Origin of the sequence: Rhizobium phaseoli (assembly GCF_001664385.1) — a bacterium.
Taxonomy (GTDB): domain Bacteria; phylum Pseudomonadota; class Alphaproteobacteria; order Rhizobiales; family Rhizobiaceae; genus Rhizobium; species Rhizobium phaseoli.
This window is the reverse complement of record NZ_CP013535.1, coordinates 106,444-125,391: the sequence shown is the minus strand read 5'-3', so window position 1 is coordinate 125,391 and position 18,948 is coordinate 106,444. Positions and strand designations below refer to the sequence as shown.

General features: G+C 56.4%; 13 protein-coding genes and 4 pseudogenes. 3 read left to right on the top strand and 14 right to left on the bottom strand.

Annotated elements, in window-relative coordinates; translation table 11 throughout:
• Nucleotides 1-4 precede the first annotated feature (4 nt).
• The 8 genes from AMC88_RS25835 to AMC88_RS25800 form a co-directional block, all read right to left on the bottom strand.
• Nucleotides 5-979, bottom strand: coding sequence for an ABC transporter permease (locus AMC88_RS25835; protein WP_008534336.1), 975 nt, complete (start codon nucleotides 977-979; stop codon nucleotides 5-7).
• Entirely contained in the window at nucleotides 976-2,529 is a 1,554-nt protein-coding gene (locus AMC88_RS25830; RefSeq protein ID WP_004668627.1) for a sugar ABC transporter ATP-binding protein, read from the bottom strand. The genes AMC88_RS25835 and AMC88_RS25830 overlap by 4 nt, the downstream gene beginning before the upstream one ends.
• Before the next feature lie 91 nt (nucleotides 2,530-2,620).
• Nucleotides 2,621-3,787: an ABC transporter substrate-binding protein gene (locus AMC88_RS25825; RefSeq protein ID WP_004668626.1), complete on the bottom strand. Its 1,167-nt coding sequence runs from the start codon at nucleotides 3,785-3,787 to the stop codon at nucleotides 2,621-2,623.
• Between the two features lie 25 nt (nucleotides 3,788-3,812).
• Nucleotides 3,813-4,709, bottom strand: coding sequence for an alpha/beta fold hydrolase (locus tag AMC88_RS25820; protein WP_004668623.1), 897 nt, complete (start codon nucleotides 4,707-4,709; stop codon nucleotides 3,813-3,815).
• Nucleotides 4,706-5,089, bottom strand: a complete 384-nt coding sequence (locus AMC88_RS25815; RefSeq protein ID WP_004668622.1) for a hypothetical protein — start codon at nucleotides 5,087-5,089, stop codon at nucleotides 4,706-4,708. The genes AMC88_RS25820 and AMC88_RS25815 overlap by 4 nt, the downstream gene beginning before the upstream one ends.
• A gap of 77 nt (nucleotides 5,090-5,166) precedes the next feature.
• Nucleotides 5,167-5,595 carry a carboxymuconolactone decarboxylase family protein gene (locus tag AMC88_RS25810; protein ID WP_004668619.1) on the bottom strand — a complete coding sequence of 143 codons (429 nt, stop codon included), beginning with the start codon at nucleotides 5,593-5,595 and terminating at the stop codon, nucleotides 5,167-5,169.
• A gap of 77 nt (nucleotides 5,596-5,672) precedes the next feature.
• Nucleotides 5,673-6,557 (bottom strand): NAD(P)-dependent oxidoreductase, encoded by an 885-nt coding sequence (locus tag AMC88_RS25805; protein ID WP_004668614.1) that lies wholly within the window; start codon nucleotides 6,555-6,557, stop codon nucleotides 5,673-5,675.
• A gap of 314 nt (nucleotides 6,558-6,871) precedes the next feature.
• Complete coding sequence (locus tag AMC88_RS25800; RefSeq protein WP_004668612.1) at nucleotides 6,872-7,552, bottom strand: GntR family transcriptional regulator; 681 nt, start codon at nucleotides 7,550-7,552, stop codon at nucleotides 6,872-6,874.
• 596 nt (nucleotides 7,553-8,148) lie between these two features.
• On the opposite strand from AMC88_RS25800, the gene AMC88_RS32405 reads away from it, so the two are divergent.
• Nucleotides 8,149-8,484 carry a helix-turn-helix domain-containing protein gene (locus tag AMC88_RS32405; RefSeq protein WP_081279418.1) on the top strand — a complete coding sequence of 112 codons (336 nt, stop codon included), beginning with the start codon at nucleotides 8,149-8,151 and terminating at the stop codon, nucleotides 8,482-8,484.
• Nucleotides 8,485-8,632: 148 nt separating this feature from the next.
• Nucleotides 8,633-8,958 (top strand): annotated as a pseudogene (locus AMC88_RS32400) (HipA domain-containing protein); the annotation flags it as partial.
• 223 nt (nucleotides 8,959-9,181) lie between these two features.
• Here AMC88_RS32400 and AMC88_RS25795 read toward each other — a convergent pair.
• From AMC88_RS25795 to AMC88_RS25780, 6 genes and pseudogenes are all read right to left on the bottom strand, one after another.
• Entirely contained in the window at nucleotides 9,182-11,572 is a 2,391-nt protein-coding gene (locus AMC88_RS25795; RefSeq protein ID WP_011053336.1) for a DUF3141 domain-containing protein, read from the bottom strand.
• A gap of 402 nt (nucleotides 11,573-11,974) precedes the next feature.
• Nucleotides 11,975-12,168, bottom strand: a pseudogene (locus AMC88_RS33320) (IS21 family transposase); the annotation flags it as partial.
• Between the two features lie 65 nt (nucleotides 12,169-12,233).
• Entirely contained in the window at nucleotides 12,234-13,763 is a 1,530-nt protein-coding gene (locus tag AMC88_RS25790) for a zinc-binding metallopeptidase family protein (RefSeq protein WP_004668604.1), read from the bottom strand.
• A 482-nt stretch (nucleotides 13,764-14,245) separates the two neighbouring features.
• Complete coding sequence (locus AMC88_RS32395) at nucleotides 14,246-14,701, bottom strand: hypothetical protein (protein WP_004668602.1); 456 nt, start codon at nucleotides 14,699-14,701, stop codon at nucleotides 14,246-14,248.
• A 31-nt stretch (nucleotides 14,702-14,732) separates the two neighbouring features.
• The gene (locus tag AMC88_RS25785) at nucleotides 14,733-16,244 is read right to left on the bottom strand and encodes a tyrosinase family protein (protein WP_008534313.1); all 1,512 of its coding nucleotides are present in this window, start codon (nucleotides 16,242-16,244) and stop codon (nucleotides 14,733-14,735) included.
• 766 nt (nucleotides 16,245-17,010) lie between these two features.
• Nucleotides 17,011-18,161 (bottom strand): annotated as a pseudogene (locus AMC88_RS25780) (IS256 family transposase).
• A gap of 250 nt (nucleotides 18,162-18,411) precedes the next feature.
• Here AMC88_RS25780 and AMC88_RS34180 point away from each other — a divergent pair.
• Nucleotides 18,412-18,536, top strand: a pseudogene (locus tag AMC88_RS34180) (IS481 family transposase); the annotation flags it as partial.
• Nucleotides 18,537-18,948: the final 412 nt, after the last annotated feature.

Below are 18,948 nucleotides of genomic sequence, written 5' to 3'. Positions count from 1 at the left end.
CTCCTTACACAACCGCGCGGCGACTGATGACAAAGACGTTCACGAGAAGTGATCCGACGAGGATTAAGCCGAATGCCATCTGGGTAACGAACCCCGAAACCGTGCCGAAGTTGAAGGTGGAGAGGAGATAGGAGATGAGGAACATGTTGATCGCGCCAAGCGTAGATCCAAGTGCTCCACCACGACCACCGGAGAGGCTCGCACCTCCGAGAACCAGGGCCGTAACAGCCTGAAGGGTGTAGGTGCTGCCCTGCGTCGGATCACCAGAGGAGATCAGCGCCGTGTAGCTGAGGGCGGCAAGTCCAGCGAATGCTCCACCAACAACGTGGGCGATGATGCGGACTGCGTCCACTCGAACGCCGCTCGTATACGCCATGCGCTCATCCGCACCCGTCATGCGAAGGTTGCGGTAAAACATAGTCCCCCTGAGAAGGAGCCATAATGCATACGCTGCAACCAGCAACAGCAAAACAGGTGACATGATGTCGGTCCCCGCCCCCCAGCTAAGCATCCAGTCGGGCGCGACTCCACCCGGTCGGGACATCACCATCAGGTTCAACCCGGAGAGGACAAGAAAACCCGACAGCGTAACGATTATCGGAGCGACACGCACATAAATGATAACCAGCGCCTGGAGTAGCTGGAATGCCGCTCCCAGGCCGACTGCCCATACTATCACTGCGATAGGGTTGGTAATTCCGTTACCCACAAGCCAGGTAATAAGGGTAACGTTGATGAACCCCATCAAGGGGCCAACTGAAAGGTCCACTGCTCCACGACCCGCCATGACAATGGGGGTGAGGGCAAGCGCCGTTAGAATCAAGGGCGTGGCGACAAGGATTGCACCTGCGAGGCCGTTGTTCGTGAATAGCCCGTGTCCGCGTAGGGCAACGGCGACCAAAAGGACAATGAATAGGCCGGCCGGCACGAAGAGGGAACGGTCCTGGGTGATTTGACGGAATGCGATTCCAGACATCATGCAGTCCTTTCCAGATCGAACTCGATGGAGGCGTTTGGCGATTTTCCAAACATTGCGGCCAAGATTGGCTCTTCCGCTATGTCCTCGCCTGCTAGCGACCGGAAAAGCCTTCCAGCAAAGAAGACGTCGACGCGGTCCGCAAAGCCGATGAACTCTTCGATTTCGCTTGATAGATAAATCACGCTGCCACCCTTCTCCGTGAACAGGCGCAGTTCGCGGTAGAGATCGCGCTTCGTTCCGAGGTCGACACCGCGAGCGGGATCGTTAAGGACGATGACGGACGGTTCGTTTGCAAAGGCACGGCCGATCAAAACTTTTTGCTGATTTCCGCCCGACAGTGAGGTGATCTTGTTCGCCGGACTTCCAATCTTAATCCGGAGCCGATCCACCTCGCGTTTGAACATGGGTTTGAGGCCGGCCTTATTGATTATACCAAGAGGACCGAGGTTCTTTCGATAGACGCCGATGGCAAGATTTTCGAAGATGCTCTGCTGAGGGAAGATACCTTCACGCTTGCGGTCGCCGGAAATATACGAGATTCCTGCTTTGGTAGCGTCTTCGAGCGATGCGACCTTTTTCATTCTCTCGGTGCTGGATGACCAGACTTGGACATTACCACCAAAAGGCTGGATGATACCCGCAACGGCGCGTACGAAAGCGTCCTGCCCCTGCCCGTCGAGTCCTGCAACACCGATGATCGCTCCTTTCGGTAGATCGAAATCGAAGGGCGCTGCCGCGCTGTGAGTAACGAGGTCTCTTACCGCTACCACGGCCGGCGCGGCGGCGCCTACTTGCTTTGATTCGTACGCCTTCGCGTCGCTTGCGTTTCGGTCCGCGGGCGTCATCATTGAAAGCAGGTTCTCTTCAGTTATTTCATGCTTCTCGAGCGTACCAATGGTGACGCCGTCGCGAAGGATCGTGGCTCGATCGGCGATGCGGACAAGTTCAGCGATCCGATGCGTTACGATCAGCACGGTCGCACCTTCCCTACGGAGACGATCAATTTCCTCGTGGAGGCGGATCGTGGAATCGAGGTCTAATGCCGCAGACGATTCATCGAGGATGAGGACCTTCGGCCTGCGCAAGACCGCTCGCGCAATAACTATCCATTGCTTGACGCTCAGAGGCAATGCCCCAACGTTCTGATCGAGATCCACGGGCTTGCCGACGAGGCGTTTCAGGATCTCCTCAGCCTCGGTACGCCGACCACTGCCGCCCTGCGAGCGGAAGATGCCGTCGCGCCCGACATACAGGTTTTCCAATACACTGGCCTCGTCGGCCACCAGCACTTCCTGGAAGATCGTTGTCAGCCCGATGCGCTTGGCGTCAGTCGGAGTCGAAATCTCTTCTCCAAGGACCGAAACGCTCCCGGAATCTGGGTGCAACACTCCAGACATGATCTTCGCCATCGTGCTTTTGCCACTTCCATTCTCTCCGACGATGGCGTGCACTTCTCCGGCCCGGGCTTCAAAATCACACTTCTTTAAGGCCTTAGTCTCGCCGAAAGACTTGGCAACATTGATCAACTTGATCGTAGTTTGGTTTTGCATCGGAGATCCTCTAATCCCAACGGCCGCGCGAGGCGGTCCTCCCACAAGAGAAACTTCTGTCCGGTGGCAAGACCCACCGGGCAGAACAGTTTCACTTCGACACAGGCTTCCAGGGATTAGCCGGGCGTTCGAAGTAGTCTGCAGCAATCGCAGCAGGAAACCACCCGTCCGCCTTGGGCTCCACGAAGTCTGTCGAGTTCAAGTCGCAATCTTCTGGTATTGCCGCGCGGACTTCATCGATGGTGTAAGGCAAGACGGGTCGAAGGAAGGACTGAACCTTAGGGCCTTGTCCCTCCAATGTGCGGAGCATGATCTCCCACATCTGTTGCATCTCGCGACGCGGCGGCCAAATATGGAAACTCCTGTCCACAAACTCGGGGTTCTTGCGCCAGTAGCACGCGGCGGAAGCTTCCCCCCCGAGAGTAATCGGGATCATGTCTCGACCTGACTGCAGCATTGCGTTGAGAACGCCGTTCTCTTGGGCCCCCTGCGTGAGGATCCCATCAATCTTCGTCGGGTTCGTCGCAAGAAACTTCTGAACTTCGACCTGGGCCACCTGGTCGGTCCACTTCCCTGCAACTTCACCGACGATCTTTATGTCGGGGTACTTAGCAAGTGCTTCCTTAGCCGCTTTGTCAAAGCTGTCCGAAGAAGCGAAACCGGGAATACCAGAAACGAGAAGGATATTGCCCTTCTTTCCTATTTTTTCCGCCAGCCACGTCGCCATCTCGGCACCGCCCTGCGCGTGATTGGCCGCGCCATTGATGGCGTATGGCGACGTCACGTAGCCCGAAAATGAGAACACCGGCACACCGGCTTTGTAGGCATATTCGATCGTCTGATTAAGAGCCGTGACGTTCGAGCAGCAGATGATGATTGCATCGACGCCTTCGTCCACCATTTGACGCATCTGCTGGATCTGAACGGCGTCTTTAAGATCCGACTGGGTGACCACGACATCAGACACCAGGCCCGCAGCCTTTGATCGCGGTAAAAGATCGCTCATGACCGCATCGAGAGCTGCGGCTCGCCAGGTGTTGCCAGCGTAGCTGCTTGCATAGCCGATCTTCCACGGAGGACCCTTTTTGGGCTTGAAGTCTTTGTAGGCGCTCGCCCCCAATGGAATCTGCGGATCTACAGTTTCATAGATCTTCTTTTCTGTAGCCGGTAGCTGATCGACACCATCCGCGTAAGCGGTTGTCGCCAGGGCGCTAACCGAGATCAGCGCCCCAAGTGTGACATTCAGAATGCACCTCATTGAAGTTCTCCTCCCGAGAAAAGGATCAGGCAACCTTAGACCGGGCTGCTGATGACTGTTGGATCTCCTCAAGAATCGGCAACAGATACTTCCGGAACTCGCTATAGTCCTCAGTAACGGGAAAATGTCCGAGCTTTTCCATTGTCCAAAACTTGGAGCCTTTGACCAGGTCTGCAGCAATCTTGGTATCGGCCGGGGACGTGTTTGGATCGTATTCGCCCGTGAGGAAGTATAGCATACATTTCGACGTATCGATTTTGCTGGCTTCTTCTGGCGACACATCGTGGTCGTAGTAGTAGTAATAAAGATCACCCGCGAAGATTCCCGGTCCACCGCAGCTGTATTCCCACTGGATTTCACGGACATTCGCTTCTGGCGAGTACGGTGAGATATTCAGCATCATCGCCGCACCGATGGAGGTGCGATTGACGTTTGGATTGTCGAACTCCCTGCGGATGCCAGCCATACCGACGTCGACGTACTCCGCCGCCGAGCGCAACGCACCTTCGACCGAGATCGTGGCGCGGAAGTTGTCCGGATAGTTCGATGCCAGGTCGATCGCGAGATGGCCGCCCATGGAGCTGCCCAAATAAACGGGGCGGTCTAGGTCGAGCGCTTTTGAGAGTTCGAGCTGGAAGTCCATCATGAACTTCTTGGTCATGTTGTATTCCTTCTCCCACCAGCGAACGCCGTAGGGGGGAAGGGACTTGCCGTGATACGGCAGATCGAACGCGATGACGCGAAAATTTTTCGTCACGTCGGAATCGCAAAGCATATGACGGTATTGGCGACCGTCGGACCCTGCCGTATGACCGACGAGAAGCGGAATCCCCTGGCCCGCTTCTTCGTAATAGACGCGGTACTCGATACCTTCTACGGTGAGATAGAGATAACGGCCGATAATGGGGTCAAACTTGGTCATGCTGCTGCTCCTTCAGAACGGGCATTGCGCATCAGGGTGGTCATGCGGTTGAGAGCAGGCAGATACGCGAAGGTTTCGTTGTTACTGCTAAGGTAGAGGCCATGCTTGATGTTTGATGACTGCAAGCACTGATAAAACGGCAAGGGTTTGTGCTGAAGCAGCGCCTCCCACTGTGAACCGGTCCCGCGTATGACGATAGTGCACTTGTCGTCGTCGTATTCGGCCTCTTCCACCTTTAGCAACGTACCGTCCTCGAAATGAAGCGCTACACTGCGGGTAGGGAAATCGCATTTTAATATACCGTTAAGATAACGAGTTTCGCGCTTGAACTCGAAATCCTCCCGCACGAATTCTATGAATTTCTTGAGATCTATCGCCATTTTAGGCTCCTCCCTTGTTGATAAGCGCTGAGAACTCCGCGCATGTTGTACATGCCCCCTCACGGGACAGCACATTCTCAAATGCCCATTTCGGTGAATACTTCCTGGGCATGCCTGAAACTGTCGATGCCTGCTGGCACACCAACGTAGATAGCCACCTGAAGGAAGATCTCCTGGATCTCCTGTTTCGTAACACCGTTGTTGATGGCGCCGCGGATGTGGCCTCTGAGCTCGTGCGGTCGGTTTAAAACCGCTATCATTCCAAGGTTGAGGATCGATCGAGCGCGACGGTCGAGGCCAGGTCGGTTCCAGATATTGTCCCAACAATACTCGGTGACGAGTTCCTGCATCGGCCAGGTGAAGTCGGTCGCCTTTCCGAGGGCCGCATCAACGTAAGCGTCCCCCATCACCTGCCGACGAGTAGCAAGTCCGCGCTTGAACTGCTCCGATGGAGCTGTTCGCTCGCCGGCCTTAGACCCCTTATCTTTCCTGTCCAAAGTGGCCATTGGGTTTCGCTCCCTTCATCATATTTGACAGATTATCAGACAATTTTCAACTGTCAGTTTGGCGTAGTTTTTCGCGGTCAGGCCTGATCTTTCACGAACTGCGCAATTTTCGTATGGTCGACATCGGGGCCTAAAGCATGCCGAGCAGCATCCCAGGCATCAGCGGTACCGGCCAATGTCGGCAGCTGGAGATTGAGCGCCTTCGACAAGTCCGCTGCAATCCTAATGTCTTTCGCCATAAGCCCCAAAGCAAAACCAGAGCCAAAAGTCTCCGAGAGGATGAACTGCTTCATCTTCACTTCTGTTGCGTTGTTCTTGCCAGACGACGAGTTGAGAATATCGACGATCGTTCTAGGATCGAGACCAAACGTTCGGCCAAGAAGAACGCCTTCGATAGCTGCCAGAACCCCGGCTCCCGATACGAAATTGTTGATGGCTTTCATGGCGTGCCCTGAGCCGATCGGGCCTGTCCTAAAAATCTGGCCGCCCATGGCGCACAGGATGGGATCAGCTTGATCGATATCGTCAGAAGCACCGCCTGCCATGATAGTAAGAGAGCCTTCGACGGCTCGCTTCACTCCGCCTGACACGGGAGCATCGACCAGCCGCAAGCCCTTCTGATGCAAGCGTTCTGCGAGCTCACGAGTATCATTGGGCGCCGATGAGCTCATGTCGATGACAAGCGCGTCGGCACTCAGGGATTGCCAGGCCCCATCCTTGAAGAGCGCGTCTTGAACAACCTTGCCGTTGGGAAGCATGGTAACCGCAACATCGGCCCCATTGAATGCTTCCGCTACCGTCTCTGCCGGAACGCCGCCGACGGCCGCGAACCTTTCCCTAGCCTCGGCCGATAGATCAAAGCCAGTGACTTCGAATTGAGCCGACAACAGATGTTGTGCCATCGGCCCGCCCATTGCGCCGAGACCAATAAAGGCGACGCGCAGATTTTTTCGTGGTGACAACGTCCCGCTCCCGAATGTGAGGCAAGCACAATCAGCTACCTCCGTTAGTGAGGAGTAGTTAACGACCTATCAGACAATCTGTCAATCGGAAAATTCATGCTTGGGCCGGCCCTCCCTCGCTACGACGCCAATTTTGCCGTCGCTTCTTCAATCACCTCACTTAAAATGACCGTGCAAGCAGCACCCATCTTATCGTCCGATGGACACCAGAGAGGTTGTTGCGTTGTCAAAAGCACCGTGCCCTGAAGGATTTAATTACACCCGGCCACCTCCAGCATCAGACAATCTGTCAATTTTCGGAAAATCTTATGGCATCAGCCTGAGGTGTTGTTGCGCAGGTACTCGAGTGCGACTTTCGCAGCCATATCAATGTGGTGCTTACAAGCGGCCGCAGCCCTGGGTCCGTTGCGATTTTGGATCGCTTCGGCAATCTCTTTGATTTCTGCAATGCTATGTTTGAGGCGCCCCGGTTGTGTCATCGAAGTCATGCGCAGAAGATTGATCCGGTTGTGCAGCGATGTTAGCATTTGCCTGACGAAGACGTTTTTGCTGCCATCCATCAAGCAGTCATAGAAGGCGTTTTTGGCAGCGATGAGCCTGTGTCCCACGCCGCTTTCCGCCGACGCTTCGAATTCTCTAACGGCATCTTGCAAAGTGGCAATATCTTCCGCCGTTCCATTTTCGGCGAACTGCTGACCAGCAAACCCCTCGAGCAGCGCGCGGACGGTGTAGAGCTGAGCGGCCTCCTCATAGGTTATGATACTGACAACTGGACCCTTGTGGGGGAAGCTTGTGATCAATCCCTCTGCCTCAAGCTGCCGAAGCGCTTCACGGACGGACGTGCGACCCACGCCGATCATTTCGCAAAGCTCGCGCTCGACGAGCCTTTGCCCCGGCTTGAACTTGCCCGTCGCAATAGCCTGTCTGAGCCTTTCTTCGACTTGCACTCGAAGAGAGGCATTTTGCCGAGCGACCTGCAGCTCCACATCTACCATGATCAATGTCCTACGTAGCACTAATGAATTTGAGCTAAATATATGGCTGCTTCGCGGGGAACTTTCAATCAGATTGTCTGATGAGCGGTCATTAGCAACTATTCTAGAGGATTGAGCCCGCTGTGTAGAGGTCGGCTTCCCGATCCATGAGGAACCGATCGGTTGGCGCGCCATAAGTGGAAATTCTAGTCCAAATGGCCTAGTTCAATTGGTGTCCTGATGGCCGACAATGTCCGCCCGCCGATTTCTCAAAACCAGCCACGGTTGCGACCCTGATCGACGAGGTGTCCACGGTCACCGACACCACCGCATCTTCCAGGAGCACCCGTTCGACTAAGGGCCGGGTGCAGCTTGGCAATCGGCAAAAGCCGCATCAGCAGACGATAGTGGTTCCGATCGCGCTTCCAGTCCGGAGGCGGCATCGATCTTGAGCACCTCAAGATCCGCCATCTTTCTTCGCCTGCCAGCCTGGCTCGTACTTGCGCTATCGCTCCCGCGATTCCCATTCTAACCACTTTTCTCTCTGACCATCTCTCTTGAAAAATTGTAACCTTCGTGCTACATATCTAGTGCAATCTGTAGTGCGAAGGTGACAAATTCCGACACCTCACAACGCTCCGGCCGCTGTGCGGCGCGCGCTGCGCAAACTGGGCGCAGACATCCACGACGCACGTCGACGTCGCCGCCTGCCTATGGCGGTAGTAGCCGAACGTGCCTTCACCTCACGCTCAACGCTTCAAAAGATCGAGGCCGGCGACACCAATGTCAGCATCGGCATCTATGCAGGCGTCCTCCAGGCACTCGGCCTGCTAGATGGGCTGAGCCAAGTCGCCGACCTCCGTAACGACAGCGTCGGCCAGTCTCTGGCCAATGCAGAGTTGCCCAAGCACGCTCACCCAAGGCGATCACCGGGATCGTCACGCGATGGCTGATTTCGAAGTTCATCTCGACCTTCACGGCCGCACACGTCCCATCTGGCCCGGAGCAATCGCGCCCGTGGTGCCGAAACAATCGTGTTTGAGTATGATCGTGCCTGGCTCGAGGACCCCGGCCGCTTCTCGCTGCAGCCCGCCTGGGGAGAAAAATCACGGCTTTCTGTGGCTCAATAAAGCCAGCTGGTCGTTGTCCCCTGCCTATGACCTCAATCCAGTGCCTACGGATGTCAAGGCGCGCGCGCTGACGACAAACATTGATCTTGATGAAGGCACCTGCTCCCTTGACCTGCTGGAAGAAGCTGCAGGGCTCTACGCCCTAACGCTCGCCGAGGCTCGCGCGATCATTAAGGAAGTCGCGACACCGCAAGGTGGCGCGAGACCGCCAAGGCGGTCGGTGCGCGGTCAGCCGAGATCAACCGTATGGCCAGTGCGTTCGATCACGATGATTTGCAGCGAGCGCCAGCCCTATGACGAGAGCCTTCCTCCACAGTTTCAATCCGCCCTCTGCCGGCCCGATCACTGAACCGGATTACGGCATCGTTGCGTTGTAAAGGACGGATGTCCAATGGCAATTTTCCGATCTGCGGTCCTGGCTGAATTTGCGATGGAATTGTTTCAAGCGCCTCCGTGACCAACGAGCGAAAACCAATAATTATGTGATTCGGTGAGATCGAGACGCTACTCTACGAACAAACTATGTCACTGCCAGCGGATCCTCAATCACATCGACGATCGATGGCTGGCCAAGCACGTCCGCGAAGCGCTGTAGCATGGCAACAGTACTCGATGACATCTCCGCCCTGGAGCCCGGGATATAGCAAGCGGCTGCATAAGCGAGTTGCCGTTGCCTCGGTTCCGTTAGCAACAGCGGCAGCGTCTCCATTGCTTGCTCCGGCTCAAAGGTGACGATAGCCGTCTGCACGCGAGTGATTTCGGCCAAATGATCAGCGCTTAGTGAGCGGAAGGGCTCGTCCTCGGTCAGCACCCGTGACCAGCGCGCCAGGCGGTCGCGTCGGATCCCGCCACGATCGCTCACCAGGAGTACGACCATACGGATGATGGCATCGGCGAGTCCGCCGATCGCGATCCTCCTGAGCGCATTGGCGATGTCCGGCTGCCATCTCATATCGTCAAGTGTCGTCCCTTTGCGGTATGCTTCGTGGGGATTGTCAAAATATCGCTGCCAAGGGTTGTTCCAGATCATGTGAAACGCGAGCTCATAACCCATGTCGCGCCAGTCGCGCATGACCACGATCGCCTGTTCGACAGCCTTGAAATAGAGCGCTTCCGCAGCCAGGAAAGGATTTTCCGCTGCTGCGTTCGCCCGGGAGTTCCGTACCTGCTCTGAAATTGACTTATAGCCAACCATGATCGGATTCTGAGAAGACAGCAGCGATCGCTCCAGCCGCTTTGGATGGAACATTCGGCTGGCGTCTGCTGAGATGTCTGTGACCGCGGCCTGCACAAAGGGGCGGGCAACTGTGTGATAGATCTGCGCTTGCAGTTCAGAGACGCGGGCGACGGCAGCGAAGGGACCTCCATCGTCATGGCCATCGTTAAACTCACGGATATTCTCGAAGGTGCGCTCGATCAGTTCAACACTATAGCTCTTGTGTCCAGCATCTTCTTGAATGTCCGTGATGCGCATCTCGTAAAGGCCAGGCAACAACGCCTCAATTGCCTCGAGCGTGCTTGCAACCTCATTGTATTCTTTGTTGATTACTCTCGAGGAAACGAATGTACCGAGGTGACCGACGTCGTTGTGTACCATATAAATAATGTGCTGGCCGAGAAGGCGGATTTCCTCCTCGTTGTCATAGATTTCGGGGATCCAATTCAGCGCCTGCTGCGGCGGCGTGACATTGTCGCCATGACTGGCAAATATGATAATAGGCGCCCTGATCTTCTTAAGGTCGAAATGCCGCCGGTCCGGCTCCCCATACGCCTTGTTGTGCGCCAGTCGATTACCAACAAAGAGGTGCTCAACTATCCAGCGGATCTCGTCTCCCCGCATCAGGCAGAAGCCGCCCCACCACTTCTCAGCCTTAAGGAAGGCTTCGCTCGCCGCATCCACATCTCGGAACAGTTCGACATACTTCATGAATAACTGGCGCTCGGGATTGAGCGTTTCGAAATTCTGTACGAGATGGGCGCCGTCGAAGATGCCTCCGCCCAGATCTGACAAAAACATGGTTATCCAAGCTCCCCCGAAGAGGCCCGCCATGTAGCGGAGGGTATTTTCACCGATATTTCCCGAGGTAGGTGTCACCGGCGATCCGTTGAGGATGATCGGGCCAGCTAAGTCGAGATTTGTCGCAACCATCAGAAGGGTAGCCCAGCCAGCTTGGCAGTTGCCGACTACGACTGGAAGGCGGGCAAGCGGATGCAGGCGCATGACCTCACGAACAAAGGCCGCTTCCGCATACGTGACATTAGAGAGATACTGCCCCCCCTCTGGCTCTCGGCGGAAGGACACCAAATAAACCGGGTGACCTTCCCGGAACGCTACGCCGACCTGGCTGTCTTCTTTGTGGCCACCGACGCCGGGACTATGTCCGGCGCGCGGGCAAATGATTATGAAGGGGCGCTTCGTGTCATCGACGTTAACACCTTGGGGCGGGATCATTCGAAGTAACACGTAATTGGATTTCAAGGGCAGATCGTTTCCATCCATAACTGTCTCGTAGTCGCAGAAGAAAACCGGCGGACAGCCTGCCGCTTCATGTTCGAGGAAGATGTCGCCGCGCTGTCGGAGAAGATCCATGCACAATATGGCGCGCTCACTAGCGTCGCGCAGGTATTCCGCCCAAGCGTAGCCCAAATTCCCATTGCCGTGCACCTCGCGTAGACTCTCGGCAAGACGTTCGGCCTCAGTAAAGAGCTTTCCCTGGCGGGTAGAGTGGCTGTCGCACATGACTTGCACGCGGCGCAATAAGGCAACCTGCAGAATTTTAGCGGTTTCAGCGCCCGCTTCCGCCAAGCGTTGGAACATCGGGAATAGACTTTGGGTCACTTGGCTCTCCAGTTCCGTGGATGGCGCTTCAATCCACCGGAGCGGGTTTAGAGATGTAAGAATATCCGCCATCGTTTCAACTCCTCTATGGTTATGATCCCGTACGCATACATACGTGCCAGATCGATCGTGCTTCCGTCTGGCGAGGTGCTCGGTAGGCAATGCCGACGCCTAGGAAAGCAGTTTGACGACTTCCGACCCCAACGAGTTACCGCCGCATTCATCCCCTGCAATGTCTATGCCAAGCACTGGGTCAGCCAGCTACGCCGGGAGAGGGGCAGCAAGCTCGTCGCCAGGGAATGCCACACAAAGTCTTCATTCAGCCTGGATCAGCAGTTTCTCCCAGCTCGTTGGAGACTATCGGAGGACAGGAGGTGATGGATTCGCCTGCGGTGTGGGATCCCACCAACTAGGATGTTTCAGCGGCCGTCCGCGTGGCTTTGGTTGGGGCTAAGGCTGGTGGTGGCATGGTTTATAGACGATGCCTTCTGTCTGACGCTCACCGATGACGGCAGTCTTCATCCGGTCGCAAAGCACTCCCGCGGAGCGCCGCCGAGAGCCTCGAAGGCCGCGATGTGGAAACGCAGGCCGGTCATCTCATGCATGACGAAGCGTGCCCAGATGGGACGGCTATGACCCGGCACTATCGTGAACTGCCAGATGATCCTCGGCGCCAGTTAAAGTGCCGACCGCGTGACACCGCCATTTTCGCTGGCGTTAGTGTTGGTCAGGTTTACAGCAGATCACCGATAACAGTGGACAGGTTAAACGGAACGATTCCGATCTCACCACGCGGCATCCTGTCGAGCAAGTCGACCGTGCGGGCAAAGGTTTCGACTTGCTGAAAGGCGTAATCAGGGTCGAGCCGGTCCAAGCCTCCGCCCGGCAAGACCTGGCAAAGATAGTCCGGTATCGGACAGCTTGATATCGTCGGAATTCCTGATGCGTATAATGGCTGTCCTTCGCCCAACATCACCTGCGCCGCCGCTGGGGCGACTATCAGCGCGCGTACCTTTTTGCGCCCGCGTGCGGCAGCGATGTACACGCCACTCATCGACTTATTACTGGTATAGATCAAATCGAGTTCCGGCTTCCCGGTGGGCGCGGGGTGCCCTTTTGCAAAGTCATCTCGCCACTCGGTACATCCAAGATGCTCAATCGTAGCTCCTGCAACGGCTTTAGCATGGCCGGGTTTGCCGTCCCACAATTCTGGATGCATTTCGAGCCAGGTCGCCGTCGCCTGATTCCCGTGGCGGCCGAACTGGGCAAGCTGGAAATGACCCGTGACGAGTACGAAGACGAGGCTTCGGTTGCGGGCAGATTTCGGTAGCGAGGAGAAATAATGCGCCAGAGCGAGTACCCCAGCACCGCCGTTCTCTTCGCACGCATTAGGTCCATCGGTGTGGGTGTTGATGATGATTGTCTCAAGCAGGTTGCAGCCCGGCAAAACCGCATAAATCGTATCGGTCGCAACGTCTTCCAACGTGCCATCCAAGGTCAGGCGACCGCTCAAACCGTGCTTGATCGCGGCTTTGATCCGCTCTCCTTCAGATTGCGCCACCCATATTGCAGGTAAGCCCCAATACGGTGTGGTGAATGGCAGCACCTGCCCCTTCAACTGCACTTCCGAGACGCCTTCGAAAATGCAAACGACGGCTAAAACCCCTGCTTCACGCGCCTTGTCGATCGGTACGCCAAGCAAACCGGTGATAAGCGGCGTGGTTACGGCTTTGGGAAAGTCTATGCCTTCCGGCAGGCTGCCGCGTCGATTGGTCACCAGTTCGAGGAATGCCGCCAGATCCCGACGCTTTACCGTCACCACCGCAATTTTGCCGCGGGCTTTCTCAAACGCCTGAACCCGACCGTTGAAAAGAACCATCTTACCCGAGATACCGCCGGGAGGTGTAAGCCCGGAATACGGGAACGGCGCCGCTACCTCAATTACTTCACCATTTGACAGTTTGAACGCGGTGGTTCGTGGCATCCACCGGCGCATCGTGAGTTGATCGCGCTTCACCTCAAGGCCCATCCCTCTCAACTCACCAGCAAGATAATCGATTGCCCGTGCTTGCGCCGGGCTGCCGGTCAATCGGGGGCCGAAACTGTTGAGCCTTTTGATCCAACTCCAAAGTTTCCGCTGATCAGGGAGTGCGGGGATGGACGGCTTTCGCTGCTCACTGAATCCGGTGCTGGGAAAAGCCGGGAATACGATCCCGGCGAGAAGAGCAGTGAGCCCAACAGTCGAAAAATCTCTTCGTTTCAAGACTAACCTCCGCGCCTCTCTATCACGAATGGAAGCGATACCTATGGCCGCACGCCGCCCGTGTCCTTGCAAATCCAGTGCCATTAAAAGCACACGTCTAATCTTCAGTTTTGAATTGAACGCGCAGTCTGAATCGGTTTTGGACCGCGTGCGAAGTCAATGCAGCTTTCGGACAGACTCCGCGCAAGCATCTGAAGTGGTTGAAGAGTCACTTTACTGATCTAGGAACGCGTCGTTGGTTCAATGCCTTTAAGAGCGACTTTATCTTGAGCCTAGTCTCGGGTCGGCCAAAAACCTTTGCCTGCTTGCAGACGACCATCAGTCGCCGAATGCAGCGGCAAGACTGTAAACTGTTGACCACGATAGGCGCTGCGCGTTGGACCTTTGTCACAACAACCTATCAAAACCCTCTATTTTATCCGGCGGACTTTCATTGCCGCCAAGGTTCTGGAGCTAGCGGCAAATCAGCCCCGACTGCCAATCTATTCGATGCTTGCGTCGCTGATAGTGATGCTGGCGCCCGAACCGCCGCCTGTTTGAGGCTCCAGCCGGATAATGACGGTCTGTGGCTGACGGCAAGACGGGTCATCGGGCAAGGGAAACCCAAATCGTTGAGGCTTTGCCCCGTCCAATACCGAAAACGCCTTGTTCGGAAAAATACCAAACCTACCAATTTCGCGAACGTTACTGCCGCAGTCAAGCGAAACGACCGTCGTCACTGGTCCTGAAGTCGACGGTTCATAACCAGTGACAGTAAGGACGACCCGCGCACTGGTATCAGCCGATGAGTGGACTGCTCTGCTCGATATGGTTATCGTCGCGGGCTTACTGGTCGTTGCCCGCATGTCGCTCTCGTTAGCTTGAACCGGGCTGACGATGCGCAGCATCGATAATGCCGCCGCACGAATAGCGATAAGCACCCAACGATGATAGCGCATCGATGTCTCCACAACCCAGCCAGTCCGGATGTTAGGCGGACACTATGGCTATTTCTAGCTTTGCGGGCTCTACGGCGCCGGGTTTGCCCGCTCCCGATCCGACAGGAATGAGCTGCAGGTCGATGGCCTCGCCATCCGTCTGCCCCCTTCCGCCGTAAACCCGCTGGATCGCGTCCGTCAGATCGAGGACGAAGGATGGTTTGCGATGATGGTCGCCGTCATGACCGAGAACGGCGAAAGAACCGACGTAATGGGGATCGGTGACGGGCGTATCGGCCTTAAGGTCGTTCTTGCCGAGAAACACCCGAACGCTGGTCGTGCTGGCACTGGTGATCTCGACATCGCGCAGGAATGCCAGCACACGAGGAGCGGAGGCCGCCTGCTCCTGTGCCGCGCCGAAATCCATTGTATCCATGCCGGATGGCAGAGGCGGTTGGCGGACGATCTCCTGCAATGCGCCCGCCGGGATCTTGATCGGCAGCGAAAGCGGCACGTTTTCCGTTGCCGCCTTGCTGTTGTCCGTGGAGGTGGTCGTCACGCCGGCGATTGCAGCATCGGTCGCCGTCGCCGCGATCACGGACGTGAGTTTATCGTTCAGGGCCAGCGTTTTGGCGCTCGCCGCCGCGACCTTGAAGTAGGTCCGGAAACCATAATTGTATCCGAGTTCCTCTGGAACATAAAGGTCAGAGACCTTCGGGGACCAGAAGTTGCCGTCGACATCGTAGAAATTGTCGGTGAACGGCATGTCGGCCCAGAGCCGATCCGTGCTGTTGGCGTTGCGCAAATTCCACGTCGCCCAGATGCGGTCGATGTTGCAATGATGCATGAAGAAGATCGGATCGCGGGGCGACGACATTTCCGGCATCCAGCCACCGATATTGTTGTGCACCTGATTGTGCGGTGTGTATTCCAGCGTCCCCTGCGTGCCGCTGCTGGTGGTGACCCAGGAAGGATCGAGTGAGTTCTGTCCCTCGGGGCGGGTGGTGCCGAAGACCTCGTATGGCTTCGCCGTTAGGATGGTGTTGAGAACCTGTGGCCCAACTATATTGTCCGGCATCGGCTGCGTGATTGGCCAGGTGCGCGACGAAACATAAAGTGGATTGTCCTTGCCGTCGGGCGTCTTTTGCATTGTGAACACTTCGGGCAGGTACGGATTGTCGGTCCAGTCCCAGAACGGCATAGCGAAATCGTTGTTCTTGGTCACGTGCCGAACGATGCGCTCGTACATAGCCGTATAGGCCCTGTGCCACGGCAGGAAATACCAGTTGCCATGCGGGCAGTATTTGACGACGTCACCGCTGCCGTGAATTTTCGAGAGGTTGACCCAGTTGAATTTGTCGCTGGCGGGAAGGGCGTTGAGAAGGCGCACTGCGTCGCGATAGGTCTCGATGATCGGGTCGTTCCAGGCCAAGCCCTGCAGTGAGCGCCGCCAAGGGATTGACGGTATCTGCGCGAAGGCTTTTGTCCCCGGTAGGCCGCTGGCGAGCAGGCCTGCTGCAATGACGCCACCCTGAACGATGACATGTCTGCGTGTGATGCTCATCTTACTCTCCCTTGGATTTGAATTGTCCTTCGCCAAGATAATGCCGCTTTTAGGCCGGTTCCGCGCCGTCTGGGCGCGGGAGCAGTGGGCAATTCGCACCACCATAGAGCTTGCGTTGGCTCTTTCTGAGTTTCGGTGAATCGGCGGCATGAGAAATGAAGCAAGCGACGTGCCACTCGAAAATGCAGCGTAAAATGCGAGCTAAAAACGCTACTACCGATCGTATTCCTGCATTCCAGTTGGAATCCAGATTCCGGAAAACTTAGTATCGCATTCCATGATCGTTCGAGCGACGGCTTGCCGACCAGCCACGGCAAGCACGTTCGGTTGCGAAAACCTCAAATGATCAAGCTGAAACAGTTGTTCAGACCGGTGAGAGGGCCCAAGATGCTGAAAACGCCCTGTGCGACGATAGAGAAGCACGCATCTCGAACAGGCTTTCGCTATCGGACCCCCAGCAATGACGGAGCCGTAGCCCGCTCGCTCTCAAATTCAAAACTGCGAAGCAGGCACCACTCCGTGGCTTGACGGGTGCGTAGAGCAGAGCGGGACAAACCGATTGTCGTGATCTCGACAAATGCGACAAAGGGCGGCGGCTGTCCGACATTTGCGAGAATAGCGGCGGGATCTCCGCGCGGGAACAACGGGCTCACCAAGTGATCCCACTTTCAGTCCCATTGTGCCCACTCATTCGGGCTTACTGTCGGACCCTATCGAGACCTCGCCGCAGCTGCGAAGCCCCACTCATATCCGTTTGAATTTGGCATCAAGGCTTGACGCTTGCCGTCCACACGGGGCAATTCGGGCAGTGTATTAGCCTGCTGTCCCGCTCGTTTCCTAACCCGACATCACAGCGGGGCAGGCTGATTTGGGGATCATCGCTCATTTGGGCCATGGTCTCAAGCGTCATATACCTGGCGCGTTGAACGGCCCATTCATCATTCTGTTCGAGCAGCAATGCACCGACGAGACGGACGATGGCTTCGTCGTTCGGAAAGATGCCGACGACCTCGGTGCGTCGCTTGATTTCGCCGTTGAGACGCTCAATTGGATTCGTCGAGTGCAGCTTTGCCCGGTGCTCTTTCGGGAAGGTCATGTAGGCGAGCACGTCCTCTTCAGCGTCGTCCATGATGGTGGCAAGCTTCGGCACTTTCGGCCTGATTTGATCGGCGACACTGCGCCATTGTGCGGCTTGCTGCCTCCGGGGTCTCCTGGGCAAAGGCCGTCGCGATGAAGGCGGATACGACCCGCCTGCCGCTCTTTCCAGCATGCGCGAGCACGTTCCTCATGAAGTGAACCCGGCACCTTTGCCAAGTGGCATTGAGAACCTTGGAAACGGCAGCCTTGATGCCCTCATGTGCATCAGAGACAACCAACTTCACCCCGCGTAGACCGCGGCGCGTTAGCCTGCGCAGGAATTCCGTCCAGATCGGTTCGGCCTCCGAGGTGCCAACTTCCATACCCAGGACCTCGCGCCGACCGTCGCTGTTGACGCCCACCGCGATAATGACGGCGACTGAGACGATGCGGCCGCCACGCCGGACCTTGAGATAGGTCGCGTCCACCACAGGTCGTCGACAGAACGGGTCGAGATTCCCTGGATATACGCTTCCTGGATAACGGCCGTCAGAGCTTTCTCTGCCATGCGGCGCGGTTCAAGGAAGCTCGGAAAGTAGCTGCCTTTGCGCAGCTTCGGAATGCGAAGCTCCACGGTGCCAGCCCGCGTCTCCCGATGTCACGGTAGCCATTGCGTTGAGTGAGCCGCATCGAGTTCTTCACACCGAAGTCTGCACCCGTAGCCGAGCCTACTTCCAGCTCCATCAGCCGCTCGGCAGCAAGACCGATCATCTCACGCAACAAATCTGCATCGGCACTCTTCTCAACAAGGGAGCGCACGTTCATCATGTCATTGGTCATCGGTGATCTTTCCGTCAGGTTGGTCTTGAACAACCCGACCCTAGCGGAAAACACTGATGGCCGCCCGCAAAGCCGATCACCCGCTACAGCGCAGCGAGAAGCGCGCGGGCACTCGGCTTTACTCCCTCCCGTCAGCTACACCAGGTGCTGGGACACGATCCGCGTGCCGGTTGCTCACACCGCGCCACTTGGCGTATTCAAAACCGCCGAGGCTCTAATCGCCGCTGGATGAAAGTTCAGTGGCAGGTCACGCAGGCTCAAGACCCTCAAGGGCCTCACACTACGAGTTCGTCTGCAAGACATAGACTTCGCAGCCTGAACGTTTCACCCTCGATCCGCTCCATGAAAATGCCGGGACTGAACAACGACGGCTGAGTGCAGGCATCAAGACTTAAGTCTGTCGTAAAGCAGACAAAGCGAATACAAACGTGGTGCGAACTGTCGGCTATTGGCTGACACGAAGATGCAGAACCCTCGACGTGCTGGAGGTGCCCCAGGCACCTGCTATCATCGCAGGTTGGGGCCAAGGCTGGCCTGCTCTGATCCCCGGTAGTGGGCGGGGTACACCCTGCCGATTTCAATTAAGCTACGCCTTTTTTCCCGGCTGATCTCGTCCACCGTTCAAAGGCCCCACCGCCACGTCAGCAGCGTTTAGGCGAATATACGCTCCAGCATCTCTCTTAACTGCAGCGCTTCGCCGCCATCTGAGGTTTCGCGACCGCACGCGCTTGCCATGGCAGGTCCCGCAATCCGTCGCCCAAAGCCGTTATGGATGCAATACGAAATT

Coding starts and splice junctions, on each gene's coding strand:
- AMC88_RS25810 (WP_004668619.1), bottom strand. CDS start 5,595: ATGGCCACTTTGGACAGGAAAGATAAGGGGTCTAAGGCCGGCGAGCGA.
- AMC88_RS25795 (WP_011053336.1), bottom strand. CDS start 11,572: ATGGCGGATATTCTTACATCTCTAAACCCGCTCCGGTGGATTGAAGCG.
- AMC88_RS25800 (WP_004668612.1), bottom strand. CDS start 7,552: ATGGTAGATGTGGAGCTGCAGGTCGCTCGGCAAAATGCCTCTCTTCGA.
- AMC88_RS25835 (WP_008534336.1), bottom strand. CDS start 979: ATGATGTCTGGAATCGCATTCCGTCAAATCACCCAGGACCGTTCCCTC.
- AMC88_RS25830 (WP_004668627.1), bottom strand. CDS start 2,529: ATGCAAAACCAAACTACGATCAAGTTGATCAATGTTGCCAAGTCTTTC.
- AMC88_RS25815 (WP_004668622.1), bottom strand. CDS start 5,089: ATGGCGATAGATCTCAAGAAATTCATAGAATTCGTGCGGGAGGATTTC.
- AMC88_RS25785 (WP_008534313.1), bottom strand. CDS start 16,244: ATGAGCATCACACGCAGACATGTCATCGTTCAGGGTGGCGTCATTGCA.
- AMC88_RS32395 (WP_004668602.1), bottom strand. CDS start 14,701: ATGCGCTATCATCGTTGGGTGCTTATCGCTATTCGTGCGGCGGCATTA.
- AMC88_RS25820 (WP_004668623.1), bottom strand. CDS start 4,709: ATGACCAAGTTTGACCCCATTATCGGCCGTTATCTCTATCTCACCGTA.
- AMC88_RS25825 (WP_004668626.1), bottom strand. CDS start 3,787: ATGAGGTGCATTCTGAATGTCACACTTGGGGCGCTGATCTCGGTTAGC.